This window comes from Streptomyces sp. NPDC051913 (genome assembly GCF_044593635.1).
In the GTDB taxonomy this organism is placed as follows: Bacteria; Actinomycetota; Actinomycetes; order Streptomycetales; family Streptomycetaceae; genus Streptomyces.
In genome coordinates this window covers 1-23,876 of the sequence record NZ_JBIUCI010000012.1, presented here as the reverse complement: position 1 = coordinate 23,876, position 23,876 = coordinate 1, and the positions used below count along the sequence as shown (strand labels likewise).

At 72.6% G+C, this 23,876-nt stretch carries 23 protein-coding genes and 1 riboswitch; of the genes, 16 read left to right on the top strand and 7 right to left on the bottom strand.

The window, feature by feature from the left end; translation table 11 throughout:
* Nucleotides 1-81 precede the first annotated feature (81 nt).
* From ACIHIX_RS31360 to ACIHIX_RS31345, 4 genes are read left to right on the top strand one after another with little or no spacing between them, the layout of a single operon-like run.
* A complete protein-coding gene (locus tag ACIHIX_RS31360) occupies nucleotides 82-870 on the top strand; it encodes an isopentenyl transferase family protein (protein ID WP_399962043.1) in 789 nt (262 codons plus the stop codon).
* Nucleotides 867-2,183, top strand: coding sequence for an FAD-binding protein (locus ACIHIX_RS31355; protein ID WP_399962041.1), 1,317 nt, complete (start codon nucleotides 867-869; stop codon nucleotides 2,181-2,183). Before ACIHIX_RS31360 ends, ACIHIX_RS31355 begins: the two co-directional genes overlap by 4 nt.
* Complete coding sequence (locus tag ACIHIX_RS31350; protein WP_399962039.1) at nucleotides 2,180-3,682, top strand: TIGR00730 family Rossman fold protein; 1,503 nt, start codon at nucleotides 2,180-2,182, stop codon at nucleotides 3,680-3,682. Before ACIHIX_RS31355 ends, ACIHIX_RS31350 begins: the two co-directional genes overlap by 4 nt.
* Nucleotides 3,683-3,710: 28 nt before the next feature.
* The gene (locus tag ACIHIX_RS31345; RefSeq protein WP_399962037.1) at nucleotides 3,711-5,465 is read left to right on the top strand and encodes an ABC transporter ATP-binding protein; all 1,755 of its coding nucleotides are present in this window, start codon (nucleotides 3,711-3,713) and stop codon (nucleotides 5,463-5,465) included.
* Between the two features lie 46 nt (nucleotides 5,466-5,511).
* Here the strand turns inward: ACIHIX_RS31345 and ACIHIX_RS31340 are convergent, their stop codons facing one another.
* Both ACIHIX_RS31340 and ACIHIX_RS31335 read right to left on the bottom strand, forming a co-directional pair.
* A complete protein-coding gene (locus tag ACIHIX_RS31340) occupies nucleotides 5,512-5,940 on the bottom strand; it encodes a GerW family sporulation protein (protein WP_399962035.1) in 429 nt (142 codons plus the stop codon).
* A 49-nt stretch (nucleotides 5,941-5,989) separates the two neighbouring features.
* On the bottom strand, nucleotides 5,990-6,826 hold the full coding sequence (locus ACIHIX_RS31335; protein ID WP_399962033.1) for a (2Fe-2S)-binding protein: 837 nt from the start codon (nucleotides 6,824-6,826) through the stop codon (nucleotides 5,990-5,992).
* A 140-nt stretch (nucleotides 6,827-6,966) separates the two neighbouring features.
* Between ACIHIX_RS31335 and ACIHIX_RS31330 the strand changes: the two genes are divergently transcribed.
* The 9 genes from ACIHIX_RS31330 (at nucleotide 6,967) to ACIHIX_RS31290 (ending at nucleotide 17,881) form a co-directional block, all read left to right on the top strand.
* A complete protein-coding gene (locus ACIHIX_RS31330; protein ID WP_399962032.1) occupies nucleotides 6,967-7,995 on the top strand; it encodes a FecCD family ABC transporter permease in 1,029 nt (342 codons plus the stop codon).
* Nucleotides 7,992-8,999 carry a FecCD family ABC transporter permease gene (locus tag ACIHIX_RS31325; RefSeq protein ID WP_399962030.1) on the top strand — a complete coding sequence of 336 codons (1,008 nt, stop codon included), beginning with the start codon at nucleotides 7,992-7,994 and terminating at the stop codon, nucleotides 8,997-8,999. The genes ACIHIX_RS31330 and ACIHIX_RS31325 overlap by 4 nt, the downstream gene beginning before the upstream one ends.
* Entirely contained in the window at nucleotides 8,996-9,829 is an 834-nt protein-coding gene (locus ACIHIX_RS31320; RefSeq protein WP_399962028.1) for an ABC transporter ATP-binding protein, read from the top strand. The genes ACIHIX_RS31325 and ACIHIX_RS31320 overlap by 4 nt, the downstream gene beginning before the upstream one ends.
* 31 nt (nucleotides 9,830-9,860) lie before the next feature.
* A complete protein-coding gene (locus ACIHIX_RS31315) occupies nucleotides 9,861-10,880 on the top strand; it encodes an ABC transporter substrate-binding protein (RefSeq protein WP_399962026.1) in 1,020 nt (339 codons plus the stop codon).
* Between the two features lie 87 nt (nucleotides 10,881-10,967).
* Entirely contained in the window at nucleotides 10,968-12,146 is a 1,179-nt protein-coding gene (locus ACIHIX_RS31310) for an acetyl-CoA carboxylase biotin carboxylase subunit family protein (protein ID WP_399962024.1), read from the top strand.
* Nucleotides 12,143-13,795 carry an IucA/IucC family protein gene (locus tag ACIHIX_RS31305; RefSeq protein ID WP_399962022.1) on the top strand — a complete coding sequence of 551 codons (1,653 nt, stop codon included), beginning with the start codon at nucleotides 12,143-12,145 and terminating at the stop codon, nucleotides 13,793-13,795. The genes ACIHIX_RS31310 and ACIHIX_RS31305 overlap by 4 nt, the downstream gene beginning before the upstream one ends.
* A complete protein-coding gene (locus ACIHIX_RS31300) occupies nucleotides 13,792-14,985 on the top strand; it encodes an MFS transporter (RefSeq protein ID WP_399962020.1) in 1,194 nt (397 codons plus the stop codon). The genes ACIHIX_RS31305 and ACIHIX_RS31300 overlap by 4 nt, the downstream gene beginning before the upstream one ends.
* Nucleotides 14,985-16,685: an IucA/IucC family protein gene (locus tag ACIHIX_RS31295; RefSeq protein ID WP_399962018.1), complete on the top strand. Its 1,701-nt coding sequence runs from the start codon at nucleotides 14,985-14,987 to the stop codon at nucleotides 16,683-16,685. The genes ACIHIX_RS31300 and ACIHIX_RS31295 overlap by 1 nt, the downstream gene beginning before the upstream one ends.
* Complete coding sequence (locus tag ACIHIX_RS31290; RefSeq protein WP_399962017.1) at nucleotides 16,682-17,881, top strand: type III PLP-dependent enzyme; 1,200 nt, start codon at nucleotides 16,682-16,684, stop codon at nucleotides 17,879-17,881. The genes ACIHIX_RS31295 and ACIHIX_RS31290 overlap by 4 nt, the downstream gene beginning before the upstream one ends.
* Here ACIHIX_RS31290 and ACIHIX_RS31285 read toward each other — a convergent pair.
* Complete coding sequence (locus ACIHIX_RS31285; RefSeq protein WP_399962015.1) at nucleotides 17,878-19,338, bottom strand: aldehyde dehydrogenase family protein; 1,461 nt, start codon at nucleotides 19,336-19,338, stop codon at nucleotides 17,878-17,880. The two genes, ACIHIX_RS31290 and ACIHIX_RS31285, sit on opposite strands and share 4 nt — an antisense overlap.
* Nucleotides 19,339-19,539: 201 nt before the next feature.
* A complete protein-coding gene (locus tag ACIHIX_RS31280; protein WP_399962013.1) occupies nucleotides 19,540-19,830 on the bottom strand; it encodes a hypothetical protein in 291 nt (96 codons plus the stop codon).
* 170 nt (nucleotides 19,831-20,000) lie between these two features.
* Here ACIHIX_RS31280 and ACIHIX_RS31275 point away from each other — a divergent pair, with 170 nt between their 5' ends.
* Nucleotides 20,001-20,354: a nuclear transport factor 2 family protein gene (locus ACIHIX_RS31275; protein WP_399962011.1), complete on the top strand. Its 354-nt coding sequence runs from the start codon at nucleotides 20,001-20,003 to the stop codon at nucleotides 20,352-20,354.
* Between the two features lie 24 nt (nucleotides 20,355-20,378).
* Here ACIHIX_RS31275 and ACIHIX_RS31270 read toward each other — a convergent pair whose 3' ends face one another.
* Nucleotides 20,379-20,831 (bottom strand): hypothetical protein, encoded by a 453-nt coding sequence (locus ACIHIX_RS31270; protein WP_399962009.1) that lies wholly within the window; start codon nucleotides 20,829-20,831, stop codon nucleotides 20,379-20,381.
* Nucleotides 20,832-20,894: 63 nt separating this feature from the next.
* A riboswitch (ZMP/ZTP riboswitch) is annotated at nucleotides 20,895-20,978 on the top strand.
* A 22-nt stretch (nucleotides 20,979-21,000) separates the two neighbouring features.
* Here ACIHIX_RS31270 and ACIHIX_RS31265 point away from each other — a divergent pair.
* Entirely contained in the window at nucleotides 21,001-21,849 is an 849-nt protein-coding gene (locus ACIHIX_RS31265; RefSeq protein WP_399962007.1) for a bifunctional 5,10-methylenetetrahydrofolate dehydrogenase/5,10-methenyltetrahydrofolate cyclohydrolase, read from the top strand.
* Nucleotide 21,850: 1 nt separating this feature from the next.
* Here the strand turns inward: ACIHIX_RS31265 and ACIHIX_RS31260 are convergent, their stop codons facing one another.
* Together ACIHIX_RS31260 and ACIHIX_RS31255 are read right to left on the bottom strand one after the other, a co-directional pair.
* Nucleotides 21,851-22,738 (bottom strand): CU044_5270 family protein, encoded by an 888-nt coding sequence (locus ACIHIX_RS31260; RefSeq protein ID WP_399962005.1) that lies wholly within the window; start codon nucleotides 22,736-22,738, stop codon nucleotides 21,851-21,853.
* Nucleotides 22,731-23,270, bottom strand: coding sequence for an RNA polymerase sigma factor (locus ACIHIX_RS31255; protein ID WP_399962003.1), 540 nt, complete (start codon nucleotides 23,268-23,270; stop codon nucleotides 22,731-22,733). Before ACIHIX_RS31255 ends, ACIHIX_RS31260 begins: the two co-directional genes overlap by 8 nt.
* Before the next feature lie 106 nt (nucleotides 23,271-23,376).
* Here ACIHIX_RS31255 and ACIHIX_RS31250 point away from each other — a divergent pair.
* Nucleotides 23,377-23,876, top strand: a 500-nt coding sequence (locus tag ACIHIX_RS31250; protein WP_399962001.1) for a cbb3-type cytochrome c oxidase subunit I, incomplete at its 3' end; no start/stop codon positions are given.

The following is a 23,876-nucleotide window of genomic DNA, read 5'->3' as shown; positions in this document are numbered from 1 at the left end:
CCTCCTGGTTCTGCGCCGCGTTCATTCGCGCTGTGCTGGAGCCGCCCCTCCTCGTCCCCGGAGTGAAAGGGAACATCCGCCATGGTCCCGAGCGACACGCGTCCCACGGCACGTCCGTTCGTTCATCTCATCGCCGGGCCGACCGGAGTCGGCAAGAGCGCGGCGGCCACCGCGCTGGCCCGGCAGAGCGGCGCCCCGGTGGTGGTCGCCGACCGCTTGCAGTGCTTCACCGACCTGACCACCACCAGCGCCCGCGCGGGTGCCGACGTCCCGGGAGTGCGCCGCTACTGGCTCGGGGACCGCACCTTCGCCGACGGTGACCTGTGCGCGACGGCGGCGGCGGACGCGCTGGTCACGCTGGTGGAGCGGCTCGGTGGCCGGCATCGGCCGGTGATCGTCGAGGGCGGTTCCATCTCGCTCTTGCGGGAGCTGGCCGCGCGGCGGGCCGCGCTGGACTGGCGGCTGACGGTCCGCCTCCTCGCCCCGCCCGACCGGGCCGAGTACCTCGCGGCCCTGACCCGCCGGGCCCATGAGATGCTCACTCCCCAGGCACCCGGCCGCAGTCTCCTCGACGAACTCGCCGCCCTGTGGCGCGAGCCACGGCAGCGGTGGCTCGCGGCGTCCGTCAACGGCTTCGAAGCGGTCCTCGAATGCTGCGCCAAGTACGGCATCAATGTCTCGGACATCGGCGAACGGCCGCCTTCCCCGCACGTTCTGGACCGGATGGCCGCACTGATCGCCGAACGGCACGCCGAGCACGGATTTCTCCAGCACCGCGTGTTCTCCGAAATCTTCGAAAGCCGAGCACCGGATTCCGCATCAGGGATCGCAGCGGCGGCCGCGACAGCAGCGGTGGAGCGTGCGGCATGAATACGATCCGCGCCGACGAGGCGTTCGCCGTGCACGATTTCGGCCACATCGTCGCGTCACGACCGCTCGACGTCCTTGCGCCGCGTTCCGGTGCCGAGGTCCGGGACCTCGTCTCCTTCGCCGACCGGCACCGGCTGCCGGTCTCGGCGCGCGGCTGCGGACTCGCCCCGTACGGGCAGGGCCGGGCCGACGGTGGATACGTCGTCGACATGGGCGCCCTCGACCAGGTGCGCTGCGTGCCGGGCGAGCGGACGCTGGTCGCCGGGGCGGGCGCGACATGGGACCAGGTCGTGCGCGCCGCGCTCGCCGTGGGGCTCGCCCCTCCGGTCCTCCCCGACCATCTCGGCGCCAGCGTCGGCGGGGTGCTCAGCACCGGCGGTCTCGGCGCCGCCAGCCATCGGTGCGGGCTCGTCGCCGACTGGGTCACGGAGGTGGAGGTCGTCACCGGCGGCGGTGAGCGGCTGGTCTGCTCGCCGGGCGAGCGCCCGGACCTGTTCCGGGCGGTCCTCGCCGGGCTCGGCCAGTGCGCGCTGATCCTGCGGGCCACCCTCCGGCTGGAGCCCGCGCCCGGACTGGTCCGCCGCTACCGCCTCTACCACGACGATCCCGGCACCTACTTCACCGACCAGCGGCGCCTGGCCCGCGACAGCCGGTTCACCCATGTCGTCGGCCAGGCCCGCCCGGCCCTCGGCGGCGGCTGGCACTACATGATCGAGGCCGTGGCCCCGCACGGCGGCGAACTCCCCTGCGTCGACGACCTGTTGATCGGCGACCTCGGCCACGACCGGGACTGCGAGGAGATCGAGGACCTGTCGTACGCGGAGTATCTGCACCGCCCGGACCGCGACGAACGGCTCCTGCGCGCCACCGGCGAATGGGACCGCCCGCACCCGTGGCTCGCACTGCTGCTCCCCGAGGAGGTGGCCGAGGCGTTCGTCCCGGGCGTCCTCGCCGAGCCCGAGCAGCGGGGCCTGCGCGCCTGCGGAGTGGTGCAGCTGCGCCCGCTCACCGCCCGGGCGCTCCGCACGCCGCTGCTGCGCAGGCCCGCCGGTGAGCTCCTGTGCCTGCTCACCCTGATGCGCACCGCTCCGCCCGCCGACCCGGACGCGGTCCACCGCATGGTCGCCGCCAACCGCGACCTCTACGAGCGGGCCCGTGCCGTCGGCGGCGTCCTGCACCCCGTGAGCGCGCTGACGATGACGCCCGAGGACTGGCGGACCCACTTCGGCCCGGTCTGGGCCGACCTCGCCCACGCCAAGGGGCGCTACGACCCCAACTCACTTCTGACCAGGGGGTACGGGCTGTGGACGTGACCACAGTGACCGTCTTCTGCGGTGCCTCCCCGGGCCGTCGGCCCGGTCATCTGCGCACCGCCGCCCGCCTCGGCCGGATCCTCGCCGGGGCGGGCACACGGATCGTCTACGGCGGGGCCCGCACCGGCCTCATGGGCGCCCTCGCGGACGCGGCCCTGGCCGCCGGGGGCGCGGTGACCGGTGTGGTGCCGCAGGCCATGCTGCCGTACGAGATCACGCACACGGGGCTCACCGAGCTGGAGGTGGTCGCGGACCTGCACGCGTGCAAGGCGCGGATGGCCGAGTCGGGGGACGCCTTCGTGGCGCTGCCGGGCGGGCTGGGCACCGCGGAGGAACTTCTCGAGGTGCTGTCGTGGGGCCAGCTGGGCCTGCACCGCAAACCGTGTGTGCTGCTCGACCCGGACGGCTTCTACCGCCCACTGCTGGCGTTTTTGGAGCACGCCCGGGACGAGGGCTTCGTTCATCCCGGGGACCTGGACCGGATCGTGGTGTGCGCCTCGGCCGAGGAGGTGCCGGCGCGGCTCGCCGAGGCACGGGCGCAGCACGCGCCGGTGTGGGTGCCGCAGGGCCGGACCGCGTTCCTGTTCTCGGCGGCCGGGTCCCAGCAGCCGGGCATGGGGCGCGAACTCCACGCCACCTCCGCGGTGTTCGCCGAGGCCCTCGACGCGGTCTGCGGGCGGCTCGACCCGTACCTCGACATGCCGCTGCGGGACGTGATGTTCGCGCCCGCCGGGACGCCTCGGGCGGCGCTCCTGGACCGGGTGGCCTTCGGACTGCCCGCGATCTTCGCGCTACAGGTCGCCCAGTACCGGCTCCTGGAGAGCCAGGGAGTGCGCCCGGACATGCTGTTCGGCTACTCGGCCGGGCATCTCGCGGCGGCCCACGCCGCCGGGGTGTTCTCCCTGCCGGACGCCTGCCGTGCGGTCGGCGCGCTGTCGCAGCTGGTACGCACGCTGCCGCCGGGCGGCTGCATGGCCGCGGTGGAGGCCTCTCCGCAGGAACTGCGCCCGGGGCCGGGGGCGGTGCTCGCCGCGGTCAACGGGCCCCGGTCCGTCGTCGTCTCCGGGGACCGCGACACGGTGATCGCCGAGTGCGAGAAATGGACGGCCCGGGGCCGCCGCACCCACGTCCTGCGCGTCGACGCGGCTCCCCACTCACCCCGCTTCGACCCGATCCTCGCCGGCTACCACCGCACCCTGCGCACGATGGAGCTGCACGTCCCGCGCGTCCCCCTGCTGTCGGACACGACGGCCCGGCCCCTCACCCGCGAGGCCATCGAACCGGGCTACTGGGTCAGGGCGTTGAGTCGTCCGGTGCGGTTCGCGGACGCGGTGGCCCGGCTGCGCGCCGACGGCACGACCACGTATCTCGAACTCGGTCCCGGCGAGGTCCTCACCGGCATGCTCGACGCGTGTCTGCCCCGCGGCGCCGACCGGCCGCTGATGCTCTCCATGACCCGGAACTGGCGCGCTCTGCACACGGCGGTCGACGTAGCCTGAATGCTCCGACCGACTCCTGGGGAGCGCCGTGAGCATCGCAGAGCCCGAGCAGGCCACTCCCACCTGGCGGCTGCTGCTGGGATACGTACGGCCGCATCGGTGGACGCTGCTGCTGGGCGCCGTGCTCTCGCTGGTCACCGGCGCCACCGGGCTGCTGCTGCCGCTGGTCGCACGGGAGTTGATCGACGACCTGTCCCACGACCGCACCGTCACCGCCGCGTTGCTCGTCATGTCGGCGCTGGTGGTGGCCAACGCGGCGCTGGGAGCGCTGGGTTCCTACGTGCTGCGCCGCACCGCGGAGTCGGTGGTGCTCGGCGCGCGGCGCGCGCTGTCGTCGTATCTGCTGCGGCTGCGCATCACGGCCGTGGACCGCACCGAACCCGGCGACCTGATGGCCCGTGTCACCTCCGACACCACGCTGCTGCGCGAGGTCACCACCGACTCCCTGGTCGGCCTCGGCACGGGTGGCCTCACGCTCGTCGCCACCATCGTCATGATGGGCCTGGTCGACCCGGTGCTGCTGGGCGTCACCCTGGTCGTCATCGCCGCCGCGGGCACCGTGCTCGGCGTGATCGTGCCGCGCATCAACAGGGCCAGCCGGCAGGCGCAGGACGCGATCGGTGTGATGGGGGCCTCGCTGGAGCGGATCCTGGGCGCGCTGCGGACGGTGAAGGCGTCCGGCGCGGAGCACCGCGAGGAGCGCACACTGCACGAGGCCGCCGAGGAGTCCTGGCGGCAGAGCGTGCGCGCCGCCAAGTGGTCGGCGGCGGCGGGCAACACGGCGGGCCTGGCGATGCAGATCGCCTTCATCACGGTGCTCGCGGTCGGCGGGGCGCGGGTGGCGACCGAGGCGATCGACGTGGGCACGCTGGTGGCGTTCCTGCTGTACGTCTTCTATCTGATGTCCCCGATCCAGCAGGTCGTCGGCGCGATCACGCAGTACCAGACGGGCGCCGCGGCCCTCGCCCGGATCCAGGAGGCGTTGCGACTGCCCGCCGAACCGGCCGACCTGCCCGCCCCGTTGCCCACCCCCGGCGCCGAACCCGCCACGGTCTCCTTCACCGACGTCCGCTTCCGCTACGCCGACGACCTGCCGTACGTCCACCACGGGGTGACGTTCACGGTGCCGGCCCAGGGCATGACGGCGTTCGTCGGCCCGTCCGGCGCCGGCAAGACCACCGTCTTCTCACTGATCGAGCGCTTCTACGACCCCGGATCCGGAACGATCACCCTGGACGGCCGCGACCTCGCCGACTGGCCGCTGCCGCAGCTGCGTTCGGCGATCGGGTACGTCGAACAGGACGCGCCCGTCCTGTCCGGCTCCCTGCGGGACAACCTGCTGCTGGGCAACCCCGAGGCGCCCGACGACGCGCTGACACGCGTGGTGAAGACGACCCGCCTCGACGGGCTGGTGGCCCGGTTGCCCGGCGGACTGGACACACTCGTGGGACATCGAGGCACCAAGCTCTCCGGCGGCGAGCGTCAACGCGTCGCCATCGCCCGCGCGTTGCTGCGCCGCCCGCGCCTGCTGCTCCTGGACGAGGCGACCTCGCAGCTGGACGCGGTCAACGAGGCGGCGCTGCGGGACACGGTCGCGGACGTGGCCCGTACGACCACCGTCCTCGTCGTCGCGCACCGGCTGTCCACGGTCACCATGGCCGACCGGATCGTGGTGATGGACGCGGGCCGGGTGCGCGCGGTGGGCACGCACGGGGAGCTGGTGGCGTCGGATCCGCTGTACGCGGAGCTGGCGGCGACACAGTTCCTCGCCACGGCGGAGTGAACTCCCCTCGCGGTGCGGGCGGTTGCGGCGGAGTGCCGCTGCGGGCTCAGTGCCGGCGGTTGCGCCTCCGCGCCAGGGCGCGCGCCGACTTCGACCCGACGATGCCGACCACCATCGCCGCGAGCGGAAGCGCGATGTCGACCCACGGGTCCCGGATGGGTTTGTAGACGGCCGTCCCGTTCCTGATCTCGATGTATCCCAGGGGCCTGGCGTCGACGCCGCCTCCCCCACCGCCGCCGTCCGCGCTCCGTGCGGCGCCGCTCTCGTGGCCCGCGCCGCCGCCGAATCCGAAGCTGACGCGGGCGACGGGGACGACCGTGACGCCGTCCCGGGTGATCGGTTCGCCGTACACGGCGCCGACGGTGGCCTTGCCGCCGAGCTTCTCGGCGAGGCGTTCGAGGAGGGTGGTGGAGGCCCGGGCCGCGTCGAGTTCGGTCAACGGCACCTGGGCGGAGGGCTCTTGATCGATGGTCATCGCCTCACCGTAGGCCGGAGGCCCACGCTCCGACAGGGCCCGAGGAGACCTAGCCCGCCAGTCGGCGCAACCGTTCCGCGTCCTTGGTGCGGGGGCAGGTGGAGCAGGCCTCGGCGGGGCGGATCGCGTAGAACATGCAGCAGCCGGTGCGGGTACGGGTGGCGTGACGGCGGCCGTCGGCGCTGGTGAGGTAGCGGAAGTCGGCGCCGCTGGGGTAGGGCGGCACGGCGATCGGCAGCACCTCGGTGGCGGCCGTGATCGCGGCGCTTTCCTGGCCGAGCATGCGACCCAGGTACCACAGGGCGGAGACGAGGTCGTCGGAGACCATGCCCCACAGGGCGCGGGAGCGGCGGCGCGCGACGGGGGCGATCGCGGCGAGCAGGGGACGCATGTGATCGGCGAGGCTCATCCGCAACCGGGCGCGCAGCTGTTCCTCCTGAGGCAGTGTCAGGACACCGGAGTGCGCGGCCATCGGATCACCGGCGAGGCAGGCGAGTTCGGTGCCGGGGGTGATGGTGTACGTCCCTGAGGTCAGGTCGAGACGGAGGTCCTCGGGGCGGATGCGGGGGACCCGGCGTTCGAGGTACCAGGCGCCGCCCATGAGCATGCCGACGGTCCAGGCGTAGTCGTGCAGGGCGCGGGAGGCGGCGACGTCCGGACGCGGACGTGCACCGTAGCGTTCGTGAACGCGTGTGGCCTCCGCGTCGACGAAGGCCTGGAGGAGCGCCGTGCGGTCGGCCGCCAACTCGGCCGCCGTCACGCCCGCTTGCCCGGCTTTCGCCACCCGCACGTCCAGCGCCTCGCAGATGTCGGCGAGCCGTCGGTAGACATCGCCGAGGGCTTGGGCGACGGCGCCGTCCGGCGCGGTCTTCAGGGCCACGGACATGGGCGTGCTCCAGCGAGACAGAGGGGCTTAATAGGCAAGCCTTACCTTAGCTTGATCAAGGGAGTGCCACGTCAAGGACCACCAAAGCGTTCTCACAGCCAGTTGAAAACTAAAGCAAGCCTCACCTAAGCTCACCGCTCGTGACTGCGACCCCACAGGGCGCACCCCCCACAGGTGTGCCCTTTCGCGCCCTCCGGCACATACCGCTCCTCCTCACCGGCCTCGCCGCCCTGACCCTGTGCACCGCGCTCAGCCTCGCGCTCGGAGCCCGCTCCGTGCCCCTGCCCACGGTGCTCGACGCCCTGGTGGGCGACGGACACGGACGCGACGCGCTCGTGGTGACGGGACTGCGCCTGCCGCGGACCGTCATCGGCCTCGTGGTCGGCGCCGCCCTCGGTGCCGCCGGTGCCGTTGCGCAGGCAATCACCCGCAACCCGCTCGCCTCGCCGACGACCCTCGGCATCAACGCCGGCGCGTCGTTCGCGGTCGTCGTCGCGATCTTCGCGCTGAAGCTCAACGACCCCGTCGAGTATGTGTGGTTCGCCTTCGCCGGAGCCGCCGGAGCGGCCCTGTTCGCCCAGGCGCTGGCCCGCCGCGCCGGAGACATCGATCCCGTACGGCTCGCACTCGGCGGCACCGTGCTCCAACTCGTCCTGCTCTCCTGGACGTCCGCGGTGATGCTGCTGAACCAGCGCACGCTCGACGAGGCCCGCTTCTGGCTCGCCGGCTCCCTGTCCGGCCGCCCCCTGGACACCCTGTGGCCGGTGCTGCCGACGCTGTTGCTCGGGATCGTCGTCGCCCTCGCCGTCTCCCCCGCCCTCAACGCCCTTGCGCTGGGCGACGATTCGGCCCAGTCCCTCGGTGTGCCGGTGGCCCGGATCCGGCTCGCGGGCGGCCTCGCGGTCGTCCTGCTCGCCGGGTCGGCGGTCGCGGTGGCGGGGCCGGTCGCCTTCATCGGCCTGGCCGCACCGCATCTCGTACGGCCGCTGCTCGGCGGCGACCACCGACTGCTGCTGCCCGGTTGTCTCATCGCGGGTCCGCTGCTCCTGCTGTCGGCCGATGTGCTCGGCCGGATGGTGCTGCGCCCCTCGGAGCTGGAGGTCGGCATCGTGACCGCGTTCCTGGGCGCGCCGCTGCTGGCACTGCTGGCCCGGAAGGTGGCCCGATGAACGGCATCCGTACCCGGGTCGCGCTCTTCGCGGGAGGCGCCCTGGTCACCCTGGTCGCGCTGCTCGTCCTCTCCCTGACGACCGGTGAGATGCGCATCCCCGTCGGCACGGCGCTGCGCGCCCTGGTCGGGCTCGGCGACGGCGGCGACGTCCTGGTGGTGCAGCAGTTCCGGGCGCCCCGGTCCGTGGCGGCGATCGTCGGAGGTGCCGGGCTCGGCGTGGCGGGCTGTGTGCTGCAACGGCTGTTCCGCAATCCGCTGGCCTCACCGGACGTCATGGGCGTCACCGGCGGAGCCTCGCTCGGCGCGGTCGCGCTGATCGCGGCCGGAGCCTCGCAGACCCTCATCCCCCTGGGCGCGCTGGCCGGCGGACTCCTGTCGGCCCTGCTGCTCGGCGTGTTCGCCTGGGGTTCCGGGCTCTCCGTCACCCGGCTCGTCCTCACCGGCCTCGCGGTCCAGGCGGGCCTCGCCGCGGCCGTGAACCTGATGATCGTGCGTTTCCCAGCCGAGCTCGCCGGGTCGGCCCTTCAGTGGACCACGGGTTCGGTGTACGGGCGGACCTGGACGGAGGTGTGGGGAGCGGGCGGCGCCATGCTCCTCGCGCTCGCCGCCGCCCTCGTCCTGCACCGCCGTCTCGCCGTGCTGGACCTGGGCGACGACTCCGCGGGCGCCCTCGGCCTCGACACGGCGACGGCACGCCTCCAGCTCCTCGTCCTCGCCGTCGTACTGGCCTCCCTGGCCGCCTCGCTCGCCGGTCCGGTGACGTTCGTCGCGCTCGCCGTACCGCACATCGTCCGCTTCCTCACCGGGCCGCCGACGGTCGTGTCCCTCGCGCTGGCCGGTCTCACGGGGGCGGTGCTGCTGCTCGCCTCCGACCTGGTGGTCCAGCATCTGCTCCCGATCGAGGGGCTGCCGGTCGGCGCGGTCACGGCCACGCTCGGCGCGCCCTGGCTGCTGGTGCTGATGTTCCGCCAGAGCTCGCCCGTACGAAGGACCCACGCATGACCGCGGAGACGCCCGTGAACACGCCCAACCAGCTCGCCACCGAGTCCCTCGACCTCCGCTACGGCGACCGTCTCGTCGTGGGTGGACTCGACCTCACCCTCCCCGGCGGGGCGGTCACGGCGATCGTCGGCCCCAACGCCTGCGGCAAGTCCACGCTGCTGCGCGGGCTGAGCCGCCTGCTCGCACCGGCCGCCGGGACCGTCACTCTCGACGGCTCCGACATCCACCGCATGTCGGCGCGGAGCCTGGCCCTGCGCATGGGGCTGCTGCCGCAGCAGCCGGTCACGCCGGAGGCGATCACCGTCGAGGCGCTCGTGCGCCTGGGCCGCTATCCGCACCAGCGGCTGCTGAGCCCCTGGTCGGCGGCCGACCAGAAGGCGGTGGACGAGGCGCTGGAGCGCACCGGCACCGCGTCGCTGCGCGGGCAGCCCGTGGACCGGCTCTCCGGCGGCCAGCGCCAACGCGCTTGGATCGCGCTGGCGTTGGCGCAGGACACCGAGCTGCTCCTGCTCGACGAGCCCACCACCTTCCTCGACCTCAGGCACCAGCTCGACGTACTCGACCTGGTCGCCGAACTGCACGCCGAGGCGGGCCGCACCGTGGTGATGGTGCTGCACGACCTCGGACAGGCCGCCCGTTACGCGGACCACATGGTGGTCCTCAAGGACGGCCGGCTCGCCGCCGCCGGAGCCCCGGCGGACGTCCTCGACGCGGAACTGGTCAGGTCCGTGTTCGACGTGGACTGCCGGGTCGTCCCCGACCCGGAGACCGGCACCCCGCTGGTCGTCCCGAGAAGCAGCGCGGCACGGCGATCAGCCGCCACCGCCTGACCATCACCTACGAAGAAAGAACCAACCCCCCATGTTCCAGCGCTTCGCCCTGCCCGGAATCAGAAGGATTCCGGCCACCCTGCTCGCCGTGATACTCGGAACGGCCGCCCTGGCGGCCTGCGGCAGCGACTCGGACTCCGACGATTCCACCGCCGCCAGGCCCGCCGCGGACTCGGGTGCCTTCCCGCGCACCCTCAGGACCGCCATGGGCGAGGTGAAGATCCCCTCCCGGCCCGAGCGGGTGGTCGTCCTCGACACCGGTGAGCTGGACGACGTGACCCTGCTCGGCATCGACCCGGTCGGCGCGGTCGCCCCGCACTTCAAGACCGAGGGCGGCTTCCCGGCCTATCTGAAGGGCGAGTTGAAGGACACCGCAGACGTCGGCCCGCTCCTGGAGCCCAACCTGGAGAAGATCGCCTCGCTCAAGCCCGATCTGATCCTGTCCTCGAAGGTCCGCCACGAGAAGGTCTACGACAAGCTCAGCGCGATCGCCCCGACCGTCTTCACCGAGACCACCGGCGGTGTCTGGAAGGAGAACCTCAAGGTCCACGCCGAGGCCCTGGGCCTGGAGAAGGAGGCCGCGGCCAAGCTCAAGGAGTACGAGACCCAGGCCAAGGCGCTCGGTGAGGCCATCAGGAAGAAGGACGGCGGCACCATGCCGACCGCGTCCGTGGTCCGCTTCATCGCCGGTCCGACCCGTCTCTACCAGTCCAACTCCTACAGCGGCGTCGTCCTGAACGACATCGGCTTCGAGCGGCCCGCCTCGCAGGTCTCGAACGACCCCGAGGTCACGATGAAGGACGTCAGCCCCGAGGAGATCGACCAGGCAGACGCCGACCTGATCTTCGTCACCTCCGCGGACGTCGACGACAAGACCCAGAAGAAGCAGGTCACTTCCAACCCTGTGTGGAAGGACCTCACGGCCGTCAAGGACGGCAAGGTCTTCGAGGTGCCGGACGAGACCTGGATGTCCGGCATCGGTGTGCAGGCCGCGGAGCAGATGCTCGCGGACGTCGCGAAGGCCACCGGCGTCGAGCTCCCCGCCGAGTAACTCCCGCTGAACCGGGGCGGGCCACGACCCCAGAGCCGGGCCCGCCCCCGCAACCCCCCACCCACTAGCGGAAGTTCCCTGTCACCCATGCGCCTGTACCTGCTCGCCCTCAATCCGACCGACTCGGTCACCGAGGGCTTCCTGCCCGCCGCCGACCGGCTGGGCCTGGACGTCACCGTCCTCACCGACCAGCCCGGAGCCCACCGCGCCACGTATCCGAACGTCGAGGTCCTGGCGTGCGACGTCCGTGACTTCCGGGCCGTGGTCACCCGTATCTCCACCCACCACCGCCCCGACGCGGTCTTCACCAACAGCGACCACCTCCAGACCCAGGCCGCCCTGGCCGCCACCTACCTCGGGCTGCCCGGCAAGGACTGGCGGGCCACCTTGCGCTGCAAGGACAAGGCGGAGATGCGGCGCAGGCTCGCCGCCGCGGGCGTGGACACGGTCTGGTCGACCGAGATCACCGCACCGACCACCGCCCTCACCGACGCGCCCTATCCCTGTGTGGTGAAGCCGCGCGAGGGCGTGGCCAGCGAGGACGTCGTCCTCGTCGCCGGCCCCGAGGAGCTGGCCGTCCACTCCAAGGCCGTCTTCGACCGCCGCCCGGGCACCGTCCTGGTCGTGGAGGAGTACCTGCCCGGTGAGCTCCACACCCTGGAGACCCTCGGCGACGGGCGGGTCCGACACGTCCTGGGCGGCTTCCACACCGAGCTGTCGCCCCCGCCGTACTTCGTCGAGGAGCGGCTCACCTTCGTCCCGACCCACCCCACGCCCGTCGTCACCCAGGTTCTCGCCCAACTGGACGCCCTGGGCGTCGGGTTCGGCGCCTGCCATACCGAGTTCGTGGTGCACGAGGGGCGAGCGCGGATCATCGAGGTCAACTACCGCGCCATCGGCGACCAGTGCGACCTGCTGCTGGCAGGGCTCCTGGAGATCCCGCTCTTCGAGCACGTCCTCCGCACCCACCTCGGCGAACCGCTTCCCGCGGACCTCGGTGCCCGACCCGTCGGGGCAGCCCGCCTGGAGTACCCGTGCGCCGACCGCGCGGGTCTCCTCGCCGAAGCCCCGTCCGCCGCGGAACTCACCGTGGAGGGCGTGCATCTGACGTACCGTCCGCTGCGGGCGCCGGGCGAGCGGCACGAGCTGTACCGCACCAACCGCGACTACCTCGGCGTCCTGCGCGCGACCGGTACCGACCAGCCGACGGTGGACCGGGTGGCAGCCGACTTCCTGGCGGGCCTGCGCTGGGAGATCCGGCCATGACGGCGACCTGTGAAGCAGAGCTGCTGACCCGCGTCCTCAGCGCCCTCCTCCGCGAGGACGTCGCGGGCCTGCGCACCCTGAGCACCCTCGCCGACCGTCCGGACGGCCGCTGGCTGCGACTGCCCACCGACGACGACGCACTCCTCCTGCCCGTCACCGAGGACGGCTTCCAGTGCGAGTACGCCGCCCGGCTGCCGTTGCTCGTCCGCGAGTCGGACGGCGCCGAGCTGACCTCGTACGACGCCGCCCTCACCGCACTGCGCGCACTCGCCGACCCCGTCGACCGCGCGGGCTACGACGCCTTCGCCGAGGAGTGCCGGCAGACGCTGGAGACGATGCGACTGCACGCGGCCACTCCGGTCGGCTTCGGCGCGGACTCCGCCCAGTGGCCGCCGCTCGCGTACGACGCGCTCGCGGCCCGACTCGACCACCCCGTGTACCCGACGGGGCGCGGACGCTCCGGCCTCTCCGCATCCCACCTGCTCGCGTACGCACCTGAGTTCCACCCCCGGTTCGCCCTGCGCTGGCTGGCCCTGCCCCGCGAGTCCGTCACCCTCACCGGCACGCTGCCGAAGTTCTGGCCCAGTTGCGCCGAACTCGCGCTGCCCGCAGCCGAGGGAACCCATCTCCCGCTGCCGGTGCACCCGTTGACCGTGGGCGCCCTGCGCGAGGGCGGCCTCCCCGAGGGTGCCGTGTTCGCCGACCGCGCCCACCTCGACGTCGTACCGACCCTGTCGATGCGCACGGTGGCCGTGGACGCGACCTGCCACCTCAAACTCCCCCTGGCCACGGCCACGTTGGGCCTGCGCAACAAGCGGTCCATCAAGCCCGGCACCCTCGTCGACGGCGCGGCGGGCCAGCGGCTGTTCGAGGCCGTGCTCGCCCGTGAACCCCGGTTCCGGGACAGGATCCTGCACGCCGACGAGAGCACGTACGCCCACGCCGGGCACGAACTGCTGGCCGTCCTGTGCCGTCGCCTCCCGGTCTTCGCGGAGGGCGACGAGGTCGTACCGCTGGCCGCCCTGCTCGCCGACGCCCCGGACGGGCGGCCGGTCCTGGACCACCTCGCCGACCGCTTCTACGGCGGCGACCCGCTCGCACTGCTGGACGCCTTCCTGACGCTGCTCTTCGACTGGCAGACCACGCTGTTCGGGTACGGCATCGCCTTGGAGTCGCACCAGCAGAACGTCTCGCTGGTGCTGCGGCCCGGCGGTCTGCGGCTGCTGTTCAAGGACGACGACGGGCCGCGGATCAACCCGAGACGGCTGGGTGCGGTCCTGCCCGGCCCGTGGGGATTCGACGACGCCCGGACCTATGTCACGGGTGACGGGCCGGTGGCCGACGTGTTCACCACCATCACCGTCCATCTGTGTGCGGGCGCCTACGCGTTCGGGCTGCCACGGCGGCGCCGGGCCGTGCTGGATCTCGTACGGGACCGGTTGACGGAGGCGGTGGACCGGCTCGGCGGTGACGCCGGGGACGAGCTGCGGGCCCGGGTGCTGCTGGCTGCGCGACTGCCGGTGAAGGCGATGGTCACGGCCGGGACCCTGCTGTCCAAGGAGCGTTCGGGCGCGGCCGACATCAACAAGCACTACACGACCGGCCCCAACTACCTGCTGCCGAACCGACCGGGCGAGGGCCCGTCATGAGCGCCGCCCAGGCCGTCCGGGTGCCCGGCTCGACGTTCGGGCGCGGCCAGGTGCACGCGGTGGCGGGCTGCTACTTCGTGGCGTCCTTCGCCGCCCTCGGTCTGCCGCCGTATCTCACCGCGATCCTCCCGGAGTTGGGCGACCGCCAGGCCCGCTGGGCAGGGGTGCTGTACGTCGTGCCGACGGTGTTCGGAGCGCTGGCGGCCCCACTGTGGGGGTGGCTCGCCGACCGCTACGGCCGCAAACGGCTCCTGCTGCGGGCCCAGTTGGGGCTCACGGTCGCGTTCCTGCTCGCGGGCTGGGCCGACTCGCTGGCGACCTTCACCGTGGCGCTCGTCCTCCAGGGCGTGCTGGGCGGTACGTTCGCCGCCTCCAACGGCTATCTGGGCGCGGCCCTGGAGGGCCCGGCCCTGTCCAAGGCGCTCACCCTGATGCAGGGCAGCGCCCGGGCGGCGCTGGTGGTGGCGCCGATCGTGGTCGGCACGCTGTCCGGCTGGCTGTCCCCGCACCGCCAGTACGCGCTGCTCGCCGTACTGCCGCTGACGGCCGCGCTGCTGCTCGCGGCCCTGCCGGAACCTGGTCCGGTCGAACAGCGGAAGAGCGACACCCTCGCTCCTCCGGCGACGGCGCCCGTGATCTCGCTCCGGGCCCTGTACACACTGGAGTTCGCGTTCGTGTTCTCCACCGTCATCTCCTTCCCCTACCTCATCGCCCTGGTCGACGACCGGCTCCCGGGCACGTCGCCCACCCTGTCCGGGGTGCTCTTCGCCCTTCCCCACCTGTGCTACCTGGTGGCCGCGTTGCCCGTGCACTCGGCCCTGCGGAGCCGCCCCCGGTCCGGGATCGTGCTGGGCTTCGTCCTCATCGCCCTCGGCCTCGCCGGGCACGGCGTGGCCACCGACCTGGCCGCGTTGATCGCCGTACGGCTGGTCCTGGGCGCCGGTCTCACCCTCGGCCTGGTGTGTCTTCAGGTGCTGGCCGCCGCATGCGTCCAAGGGCGGGCGCCCGGCGGCATGTTCGGGGCGCTGGAGTTCTTCTCCAAGGCCGGCGCGGTCGGCGCGGGCCTCGTCGCCGCGGCCGGCAGCGCCCGCTTCGGTCCCGCCGCGCCCGTGCTGACCGGCGCCGCCGCTGCCGCCGTCACCGCCGTGGCGACCCTCCTCCCCTCCATGACCCCTCGCTGGAGCCGCTGATGCCCTCGCTCACCCCCACACCCGCGCGCGCCGTCCTGCCCTCGGCCGACGAGGTGGTGGCCCACACCCTCCTCAACTGTCTACTGCGCGAGGTGTCCGGGCCGGAACGCCAGAGTGTCGTCGCCGACGGCACGCTCCTGCTGCGGCTCCCGCGCCGCGGGGTCCTGTTGCGCGTCGCCCTGCGCCGCACCTCGCTGCTCGGCGCGCACCGCTTCGCCGGGCCGGTGCACGAACAGCGCGACGGCGACTGGGCGGAGGTGGACTGGCAGCGCCTCGCCGCGTACACACAGGACGAACTGTCGCTGCGGACCGGTGTGCGCAACGAGGAGTTCCTGGAGCAGGTCGCCTCCAGCCACGAGTCCGTGACCAGCGCGCTCGCCGCCCCGGGCGCCTCGACGACGGCCGACGCCTACCTCGTCTCCGAACAGTCCCTGCTGTTCGGGCACCGCTTCCACCCCACCCCCAAGGCCCGCACCGGCGACCCGCGGGCCTGGTCCGCGTACGCCCCCGAGGCCGGGGCCGTCTTCCCGCTGCGGCACCTCGCCGTACGCGACGAGCTGATCGCCGAGGAGGCCGCCGAGCCGTCGGCCGTCGCACCGTTGGACCGGCCGCGCGCCGGCCTCCCGGACGGCTACCGGCTGCTGCCCGCCCACCCCTGGCAGTACGAGACCCTCCGCGACCATCCGGCCCTGCGCGCGGCCCTCGCGCGCGGTGACGTCCTCGATCTCGGCCCGGGCGGGCGGCCGTTCGCGGCCACGGCGTCGGTGCGCACGCTGTACGACGGGGAGACCTTTCTCAAGTTCAGCCTGAACGTGCGGATCACCAACTGCCTGCGCAAGAACAGCAGTTACGAGCTCTCCGGGGCCGTGGCGCTGACCCGCGCCCTCGCCCCGGCCCTGGCCGACCTCGCCCACCGCTTCCCGGGCAGTGCGGTGCTCCGCGAACCCGCCTATCGCACCCTCGCCCTGCCCGGCCCCGACGGCACGCCGGACCGGGCACTGTTCGAGGGTTTCGGTGTCATCGTCCGTGAGGGCCTGCCCGCACGGCTCGCGCCGGGCACCACGCCCCTGCTGGCGGCCGCGGTGGCCGACGAGTACCCGACCAGCGACGCGCAGATCTCCCGCCTCCTCGGCACCCCGGACGCCCGAGCGGCCCTCGACTGGTGGGCGGCCTATCTCGACCTGCTGATCCCGCCGGTCCTGGCCGCCTACTTCGACCACGGACTGGTCCTGGAACCCCATCTGCAGAACGTCCTGGTCTGCGTGGACCGCGACGGCATGCCCGCCCAGGTCCTCTTCCGCGACCTGGAGGGCACCAAACTTCTCCCCGAGCACCATGCCACCACCCTGGCCGCGCTGCCGCCCGAGGTGGCGGGCCCGATGACGTACGACGCGCGACGCGGCTGGGACCGGGTCGTCTACTGCCTGCTGGTCAACCATGTCGCCGAACTGCTCGCCGCCCTCGCCGACCTGCACCCGCCGGCGGAGGCCGCGTTGTGGGGCCGGGTGCGGGCGACGCTCCGGCGGTACGCCGACCGCCACGGCTGCCCGCCGCGGCTCGCCGCCCTCCTCGCCGGTGTGCCGTTGCCCGCGAAGGCCAATCTGCTCACCCGCTGGGAACGCAAGGCCGACCGCGAGGCCGGCTATGTCCGCCTGCCCTCCCCGCTCGCCGAGGACATCCTGACCGGGAGCACTCGATGATCAACCCGACCGTCCATGACCACGTCCGATCCCTGCCCGCCGACGAACTACCGGCCTACGTCTATGACTTGGCGTCCCTTCGCGCTCACGCCGCCGTCGTCAGAAGCGCCCTCCCCGAGCGCGTCGAGCTCTACTACGCCGCCAAGGCCAACCCCGAACCGGAGATCCTCGCCGCACTCGGTCCGTACGTCGACGGCTACGAGGTCTCCTCGGGCGGTGAACTCGCCCATGTCGCCCGGGCCGTGCCGGGCCGCCCGCTGGCCTTCGGCGGTCCCGGCAAGACCCCGGACGAGGTGACGGCCGCACTGGAAGGCGGAGTTGAGCGCTTCCACGTCGAGAGCGTGTACGAGCTGCGCATGCTGGGCGAGCTGGCGCGACGGACCGGGCGCCGCGTAGCGGTGCTGCCGCGCGTCAACCTGCCGCTCGACGACGGCTCACTGGCGGGTGGTGCCCTCGCCATGGGCGGCCGGCCGACCCCGTTCGGCATGGACCCGGACCAGGCCACCGAGGTCGTCCGCGCCCTCGCCGACGGCACCTACCCGCATCTCGAACTCCGAGGCGTCCACGCCCACTTGGCGAGCGGCCTGGAGGCACCCGGGCTTCTCGCGGCGGCGGAGGCCGTGGTGCGGTGGGCCGTCGGCCTCGGTGCCCCGCTCGCCGAGGTCAACGTCGGCGGCGGCATGCACGTCGACTACACCGCACCCGAGCGCCGCTTCGACTGGCCCGCCTACGGCAGCGGACTCGCCCGACTCACCGAGCGGCACCCGGACTTGACGCTGCGGATCGAACCGGGGCGGGCGCTGACGGCGTACTGCGGCTGGTACGCCACCGAGGTGCTGGACGTGAAGCGCAGCCACGGCGAGGAGTTCGCGATCGTCCGGGGCGGCACCCACCATCTGCGGACCCCGGCGACGAAGGGACACGACCAGCCCTGCTCGGTCCTCCCCGTCGACGGATGGCCGCACCCCTGGCCGCGGCCCGGCGCCGAGGGGGAACACATCACCCTCGCCGGGCAGTTGTGCACGCCGAAGGACACGCTCGCCCGCCGGGTGCCCGCCGCCGGGCTACGGGCCGGCGACCGGGTGCTGTTCTCGCTGGCGGGAGCCTACGCGTGGAACATCTCCCACCACGACTTCCTGATGCACCCGCGGCCCGGCTTCCACTTCCTGGACGCCGGGCCGGAACACGGCGTCTAGAAGGGGTAGTGCGCCTGCTGGGTGGCGATGGTCACCCAGCGGGTGTTGGAGAAGGCCTCGATGCCCCAGCGGCCACCGAAGCGGCCGTACCCGGAGGACTTGAAGCCTCCGAACGGGGCCTGCGGTTCGTCGGCCACCGACTGGTCGTTGATGTGGACGATGCCAGTGCGTATGCGGCGCGCGACAGCCAGGCCGTGGGTGGCGTTCTCGGTGATGATGCCGCAGGTCAGTCCGTTGTCGGTGTCGTTGGCGACGGCCACGGCGGTGTCGTCGTCGGCGAACGTCTCCACCACGCACACCGGCCCGAACGCCTCCGCGTGATAGATCTCGGCGTCCTTCGGCACCTCGGTGAGCACGGTCGCCGGGTGGACCGCGCCGTCGGGCTGTCCGCCGCCGGTGAGGACCTTCGCGCCCTTGGCGACCGCGTCCTCGACCAGTCGGGCCACGCGCTGCGCGGCGGAGGCGGCGACCAGCGGGCCGACCACGGTGTGCGGGTCGGCGGGGTCGCCGGACGGGAGCGCGGCGGCCTTGGCGGCGAACTTGCGGGTGAACTCCTCGGCGAGGGACTCGTGGACGAGGATGCGATCGCCGGACATGCAGATCTGCCCGGCGTTCATGAACACGCTGAAGGTGACGGCGTCGACGGCGTAGTCCACGTCCGCGTCGGCCAGCACGATCACCGCGTTCTTGCCGCCCAGCTCAAGGACGGCGGGCTTGAGATGGCGTGCCGCGTGCTCGCCGATGATGCGGCCCACAGTGGTGGACCCGGTGAAGTTCACGGCCCGTACCCGCTCGTCGGCTATCAGCACCTCGGCGATCTCGGCGGCGTCCGCCCGGTCGTTGGTGATGACGTTGAGCACACCGTCCGGCAGTCCGGCCTCGCGCAGCACGTCGGCCACGAACAGGCCGCAGGCCAGCGGCGCGTCCTCGCTCGCCTTGACGACGACCGTGTTGCCCGCGGCCAGCGGCGCCGCGACCGCCCGGACGCCGAGGATCACCGGCGCGTTCCAGGGCGCGAACGCGGCGACCACGCCGACGGGTTCGCGCACCGCGAGGCCGAGCGCGCCCTGTTCCTGGGCGGCGAGCACCTCACCGCGCGGGGCGGTCACGGCGGCCGCCGCCTCGCGCAGCATGTTGGAGGCGAGCGCCACGTTGAAGTACGCCCACGGCCGGGTGCCGCCCGCCTCGCCCGCCATCAGCTCGGCGACCTGGTCGCCCCTGCCCTCCAGCAGGTCGGCGGCCTTGAGCAGGATCGCGCGCCGGGCGAAGGGGGCCAGCGCCGCCCACTCCTCGAACGCCGCGTCGGCCGCGTCCACGGCCCGCCGCACGTCCTCGGGGCCCGCCGCAGCGACGGTCGCGTACACCTCCCCGGTGTACGGGTTGAGGTCCTCGGCCGTCCGGCCGGAGGCGGCGGGCACGTCCTTGCCGCCGATGAGGAGTTCGCGGGTGATGGGCATGATGCGGACCTCTTCGTTCGCCACGTGAATGTGTTCGCCGAGTGAAGCTGTTCACCAAGGGAATTTGTTCGCTATGTGAACCAAGATTCACTCACTCAACGCATGCTCCGTGGGGCCGCGGGCAATGTCAAGGGCCGCCCGGTTGCCCGGACGGCCCTTGATGTGTACGTACGCGTACGGGTCCATACGCGGATCGGACGACTACTGGATGGCCGGCAGCAGCCCGGTGACGGGGGCGGCCAGGTCGGTGATCTGAGTGAGCTGGTTGAGGTCGTTGACCCGGTTGAGGCCGGCCAGCTGCTCGGACGGGCGCGGGATCTCGGCCTGGCGCTCCGCGGGGATGTCGCTCAAGGCCAGCGAGTCGAGCATGGCGATCGGGCTCAGCTGGGCTGCGTCGGCGTCCGCGGGGGCCGCGCTTGCCATCGGGGCGGCCAGGCCGGTGACACCGGCGGCGAGGCCGACGACGGCGACGATACGTCGAGTGGAGATCATGTTGTCAGCAACGTCGGCGCACCGGGCGGGGACACGGGTGCGGGGCGGCTCTCACCCGTCAGGCGCAGTACCCCCGTTGCGCTTGCCGAGACCGGCGGGGCGGAGGAGCCTCGAAGGTGAGACCCGGGCGACCCCTCCCCCTCGGGCCGCGGGCCTCACAGGAGGTCATCATGGGTGCTTTCAACACGGAGACCCTGCGTCAGGGCATCGAGGGCGACAAGGCGGCGAACCTTCTGTCGCTCTACGCGGACGACGCGGAGCTGCGCATCGTGGACCGCAACACCCAGCCCAGCAATCCGAGGATCCTGCACGGCCGGGGCGAGATCGGCGAGCTCCTGGAGGACGTCTACAGCCGTGACATCAAGACGCACAAGCTGGAGAAGTGCATCGTCGAGGGCGACCAGGTCGCGTACACCGAGTCCTGCGAGTACTCGGACGGGATGCGGGTCTTCGCCGAGTCCATGATCACGCTGCGTGACGGCAAGATCGCCGAACAGATCATGCTCCAGGCATGGGACGAGTAGGGAGAAGTCTGCCGAAGGTCCAGATCACGTCCCGGTTGACCTGGACCTTCTCGGCGCGTGCGGGCCTCGGTCGGTCGTACCCGGTCCGGTCTCGACCGCTACGACCGGTTTCCGCAGCAGGTCGGCTGGCGTCCGCTGCTCTGCTGCGCTCAGTGCTGCGACGAACGCGACCTCGTCCGCTTCCTCCGGCCCGGCACGCCCTTCGAAGGCGCCGCGCCCGGCCGCGCTGAGCCGGACCGTCACCGGGCGCCGGTCGCCCTTCCCATGGACGAAGATCCCGGCGCGCTCGCGGTGCTTCGCCGCACCGCGCACGCGCTGCACCATGACGTCCCCGACGAGGTGCGCGCCGACTGGGCCGCCCTTTACACCGGCCTGCTCGCCGTGCCGGACCGCGACACCGGCGACGAGGGGAGCGCGGGCCCTGACCACGGACACCACCCGCTGGGCCGAGGCGATCGGCGCAGCCCATCTCCACACCCGGGCGGTCGGCTTCCTCGCCGGGGCCGGCCCCGAAGCCCCGTCGGCGCGGGCGTTAGGCTGGGGGCGGGCCGTGACTGGCGCTGAGGTGGAGCACCACCGGGGAGCGGCCCGTACGACATGAAGCCGTGCGCCTGGGCGAAACCGACTACCAGCCCAGGAGTGGATCATGTCTCAGGCCCGGCTCATGGACGGCACCGCGCTCGCCCGGCGCATCGTCGAGGACACCGCCGCGCGCGCCGCCGATCTCACCGGACGCACCGGCACGACGCCGTGTCTCGCGACCGTACTGGTCGGCGCCGACCCCGCCTCCGTGACGTACGTCCGGATGAAGCAGAACCGCTGCCGCAAGGCCGGGATCGACTCCCGGCACGTGGAGCTGCCCGCGGCGACCACCACCGAGGAGCTGGTGGACACGCTCCGGACGCTCTCCGCCGACCCCGCCGTGCACGGCATCCTGCTCCAGCACCCCATGGGCGCCCACATCGACGAGCGGGCCGCGTTCGAGGCGATCGCGCCCGAGAAGGACGTCGACGGCGTCACGTTCGCCTCCTTCGCGACGATGAGCTTCGCGCTGCCGGGCTTCGTGTCCTGCACCCCCGGCGGGATCATGCGGCTGCTCGACGCGTACGACGTCGACCCCTCCGGCAAGCGGGCGGTGGTCGTCGGCCGCAGCGCGATCCTCGGCAAGCCGGCCGGCATGCTGCTGCTCGCCCGGGACGCGACGGTGACGTACTGCCACTCGCGGACGACGGACCTGTCGGCGGCCGTCCGGGAGGCGGACATCGTGGTCGCCGCCGTGGGCCGGCCGAAGCTCATCAAGGGCCAGGACATCAAGCCCGGCGCGGTCGTGATCGACGCCGGGTACAACGAGGGGAACATCGGCGACGTCGACTTCGACTCGGCCGTGGAGCGCGCCTCCCTGATCACCCCGGTGCCGGGCGGCGTCGGTCCGATGACGATCGCCACGCTGCTGGAGCAGACGGTGGACGCCGCCACCCGGCAGCTCGGGGCGTGAGTCAGCGCGTCCAGGCGCTGTAGTCCATGACGTCCCCGGCCTTCACGCCGTACTCGGGCTCCGCCTCGGTGAAGGTGGTCTCCAGGCCGAGTACGGCACCCGTGGCCGGGTCCATGATCAGCATCTCCCGGGTCCCGGAATGCTCGTACACATACGCCTGCCCCCGCCGCCCCAGCCGGTCCGTCACCTGCCCTACGGGCTTCAACGCGTCGGTTTCCGCGAGTAGTTGGGCGAGCGCCGCCGACTCGCGGGCGCCGAACTGCCAGGTGTCGAGCACGTAGTCGACGGCGTCGAGGAGCTCGCCGGTGTCCAGCGGGGTCCTGCTGTACGCGGCCTCCTGAAGATAGGCGCGCAGCCGGGCGACATCGGCCGGCGGAGGCGACTGCGGCGGGGCGTCGCTCCAACTGGGCGGGTACGTCTGCTCGGTGCGCTCGTGGCCGTCGTCGACGGTCTCCGTGTGACTGTCGTCGGCGTTCCAGCGCACGACGCGCTCCTCCGGGTAGGTGATCGGCGGCTTGTCCTCGCTCATGCCCAGGCTCCAGGTCCGCACGTGCGTGCCCTTGCGGAGCGCGGGCCCGTCGACCGCCCGCGCCCGCTCGGCCAGGGTCTTCAGGGGTACGGGGGTGGAGTCGGCCAGCACGACCAGCGGGCGGGGTGCGGCGACCGCCGGCGCGGTGGTCTGGCCGGTGAAGAGGAGCGCCGACACGAGCGCGGCGACGATTGCCGTGGCCGCGAGGCCCCAGTACAGCCGGGGGCGGTGTGAGGTCCGTTGCCGCAGCAGCCGGTCGAGCTGCCGCTCGGCGCGGTGGTCGAGGGGGCCGTCGCCGAAGTGGGGACCGTCGGTGGGCACCGGGTTGGCACGGCGCAGGAGGTCGAGTTCGTCAGCCATGGCCGTTCTCCTTCAAGGCGACGGTGGTCGTGGGGCGCATCCGGTCGATCTCGGCTCTCAGCCGACGCCGGGCCCGGTGCAGCCGCATCGACGCCGCGCGCCGGCCGCAGCCGAGGACGACGGCGACCTCCTCGATGCCGAGCTCCTCCCACGCCGTCAGCCGCAGCACCTCCTGGTCGGCCGGGGAGAGCCGGCCGAGCGCGTCGTGCACCCATCCACCCGGGGTCTCCGCGTCGGGCCCCGCCTCGATGTGCCGCCCGTGTGCCGTGTCGTCGTTGCCCATCCGGTCCACGAGGCGTCGCCGCCGCCCCTGGCCGCGTACCGCGTTGGCCAGGCAGTTGCGGGCCACGCCGTACAGCCAGGGCAGCGGGACCGGCGGGAGGTCGGCGCGGCGGCGCCAGGCGACCGTGAAGACCTCCGCCACCACTTCCTCCACCTCACCGGTCCGCCCGTCCAGTCGCCGCGCGACATAGCGGCTGACCGCCCAGTAGTGCTCGCGATAGGCAGCGGCGAAGTCGTCGTCGTTGCTCATGTTCCGTTCGTGTCCGGCACCCTCGGGATCGTCACAGCCGTCTCTCGTGATTCTCGTCGCGTCCCCGCAGTGTGACGTCCGGGCGGGGCACGGACACAGGCGGGGCATGAGGCATCTGAAGTGGCTGACGACCACGGATCACAAGACGATCGGAACGCTCTATCTGATCACGTCCTTCGCGTTCTTCTGCATCGGTGGCGTGATGGCGCTGCTCATGCGCGCCGAGCTCGCCCGGCCTGGTCTGCAGATCATGTCGAACGAGCAGTTCAACCAGGCGTTCACGATGCACGGCACGATCATGCTGCTGATGTTCGCGACGCCGCTGTTCGCCGGTTTCGCGAACTGGATCATGCCGCTCCAGATCGGCGCCCCCGACGTCGCCTTCCCGCGGCTGAACATGTTCGCCTACTGGCTCTACCTGTTCGGCTCGCTGATCGCGGTCGGCGGCTTCCTCACCCCGCAGGGCGCGGCCGACTTCGGCTGGTTCGCCTACAGCCCGCTCTCGGACGCGGTCCGCTCCCCGGGCATCGGCGCCGACATGTGGATCATGGGTCTGGCCTTCTCCGGCTTCGGCACCATCCTCGGCTCGGTCAACTTCATCACCAC

Excerpts from the sequence above, each read along its gene's own strand:
- ACIHIX_RS31360 (WP_399962043.1), top strand. The coding sequence starts at position 82 with ATGGTCCCGAGCGACACGCGTCCCACGGCACGTCCGTTCGTTCATCTC.
- ACIHIX_RS31355 (WP_399962041.1), top strand. The coding sequence starts at position 867 with ATGAATACGATCCGCGCCGACGAGGCGTTCGCCGTGCACGATTTCGGC.
- ACIHIX_RS31340 (WP_399962035.1), bottom strand. The coding sequence starts at position 5,940 with ATGACCATCGATCAAGAGCCCTCCGCCCAGGTGCCGTTGACCGAACTC.
- ACIHIX_RS31335 (WP_399962033.1), bottom strand. The coding sequence starts at position 6,826 with ATGTCCGTGGCCCTGAAGACCGCGCCGGACGGCGCCGTCGCCCAAGCC.
- ACIHIX_RS31325 (WP_399962030.1), top strand. The coding sequence starts at position 7,992 with ATGAACGGCATCCGTACCCGGGTCGCGCTCTTCGCGGGAGGCGCCCTG.
- ACIHIX_RS31320 (WP_399962028.1), top strand. The coding sequence starts at position 8,996 with ATGACCGCGGAGACGCCCGTGAACACGCCCAACCAGCTCGCCACCGAG.
- ACIHIX_RS31315 (WP_399962026.1), top strand. The coding sequence starts at position 9,861 with ATGTTCCAGCGCTTCGCCCTGCCCGGAATCAGAAGGATTCCGGCCACC.
- ACIHIX_RS31310 (WP_399962024.1), top strand. The coding sequence starts at position 10,968 with ATGCGCCTGTACCTGCTCGCCCTCAATCCGACCGACTCGGTCACCGAG.
- ACIHIX_RS31305 (WP_399962022.1), top strand. The coding sequence starts at position 12,143 with ATGACGGCGACCTGTGAAGCAGAGCTGCTGACCCGCGTCCTCAGCGCC.
- ACIHIX_RS31300 (WP_399962020.1), top strand. The coding sequence starts at position 13,792 with ATGAGCGCCGCCCAGGCCGTCCGGGTGCCCGGCTCGACGTTCGGGCGC.
- ACIHIX_RS31295 (WP_399962018.1), top strand. The coding sequence starts at position 14,985 with ATGCCCTCGCTCACCCCCACACCCGCGCGCGCCGTCCTGCCCTCGGCC.
- ACIHIX_RS31290 (WP_399962017.1), top strand. The coding sequence starts at position 16,682 with ATGATCAACCCGACCGTCCATGACCACGTCCGATCCCTGCCCGCCGAC.
- ACIHIX_RS31285 (WP_399962015.1), bottom strand. The coding sequence starts at position 19,338 with ATGCCCATCACCCGCGAACTCCTCATCGGCGGCAAGGACGTGCCCGCC.
- ACIHIX_RS31280 (WP_399962013.1), bottom strand. The coding sequence starts at position 19,830 with ATGATCTCCACTCGACGTATCGTCGCCGTCGTCGGCCTCGCCGCCGGT.
- ACIHIX_RS31275 (WP_399962011.1), top strand. The coding sequence starts at position 20,001 with ATGGGTGCTTTCAACACGGAGACCCTGCGTCAGGGCATCGAGGGCGAC.
- ACIHIX_RS31265 (WP_399962007.1), top strand. The coding sequence starts at position 21,001 with ATGTCTCAGGCCCGGCTCATGGACGGCACCGCGCTCGCCCGGCGCATC.
- ACIHIX_RS31260 (WP_399962005.1), bottom strand. The coding sequence starts at position 22,738 with ATGGCTGACGAACTCGACCTCCTGCGCCGTGCCAACCCGGTGCCCACC.
- ACIHIX_RS31255 (WP_399962003.1), bottom strand. The coding sequence starts at position 23,270 with ATGAGCAACGACGACGACTTCGCCGCTGCCTATCGCGAGCACTACTGG.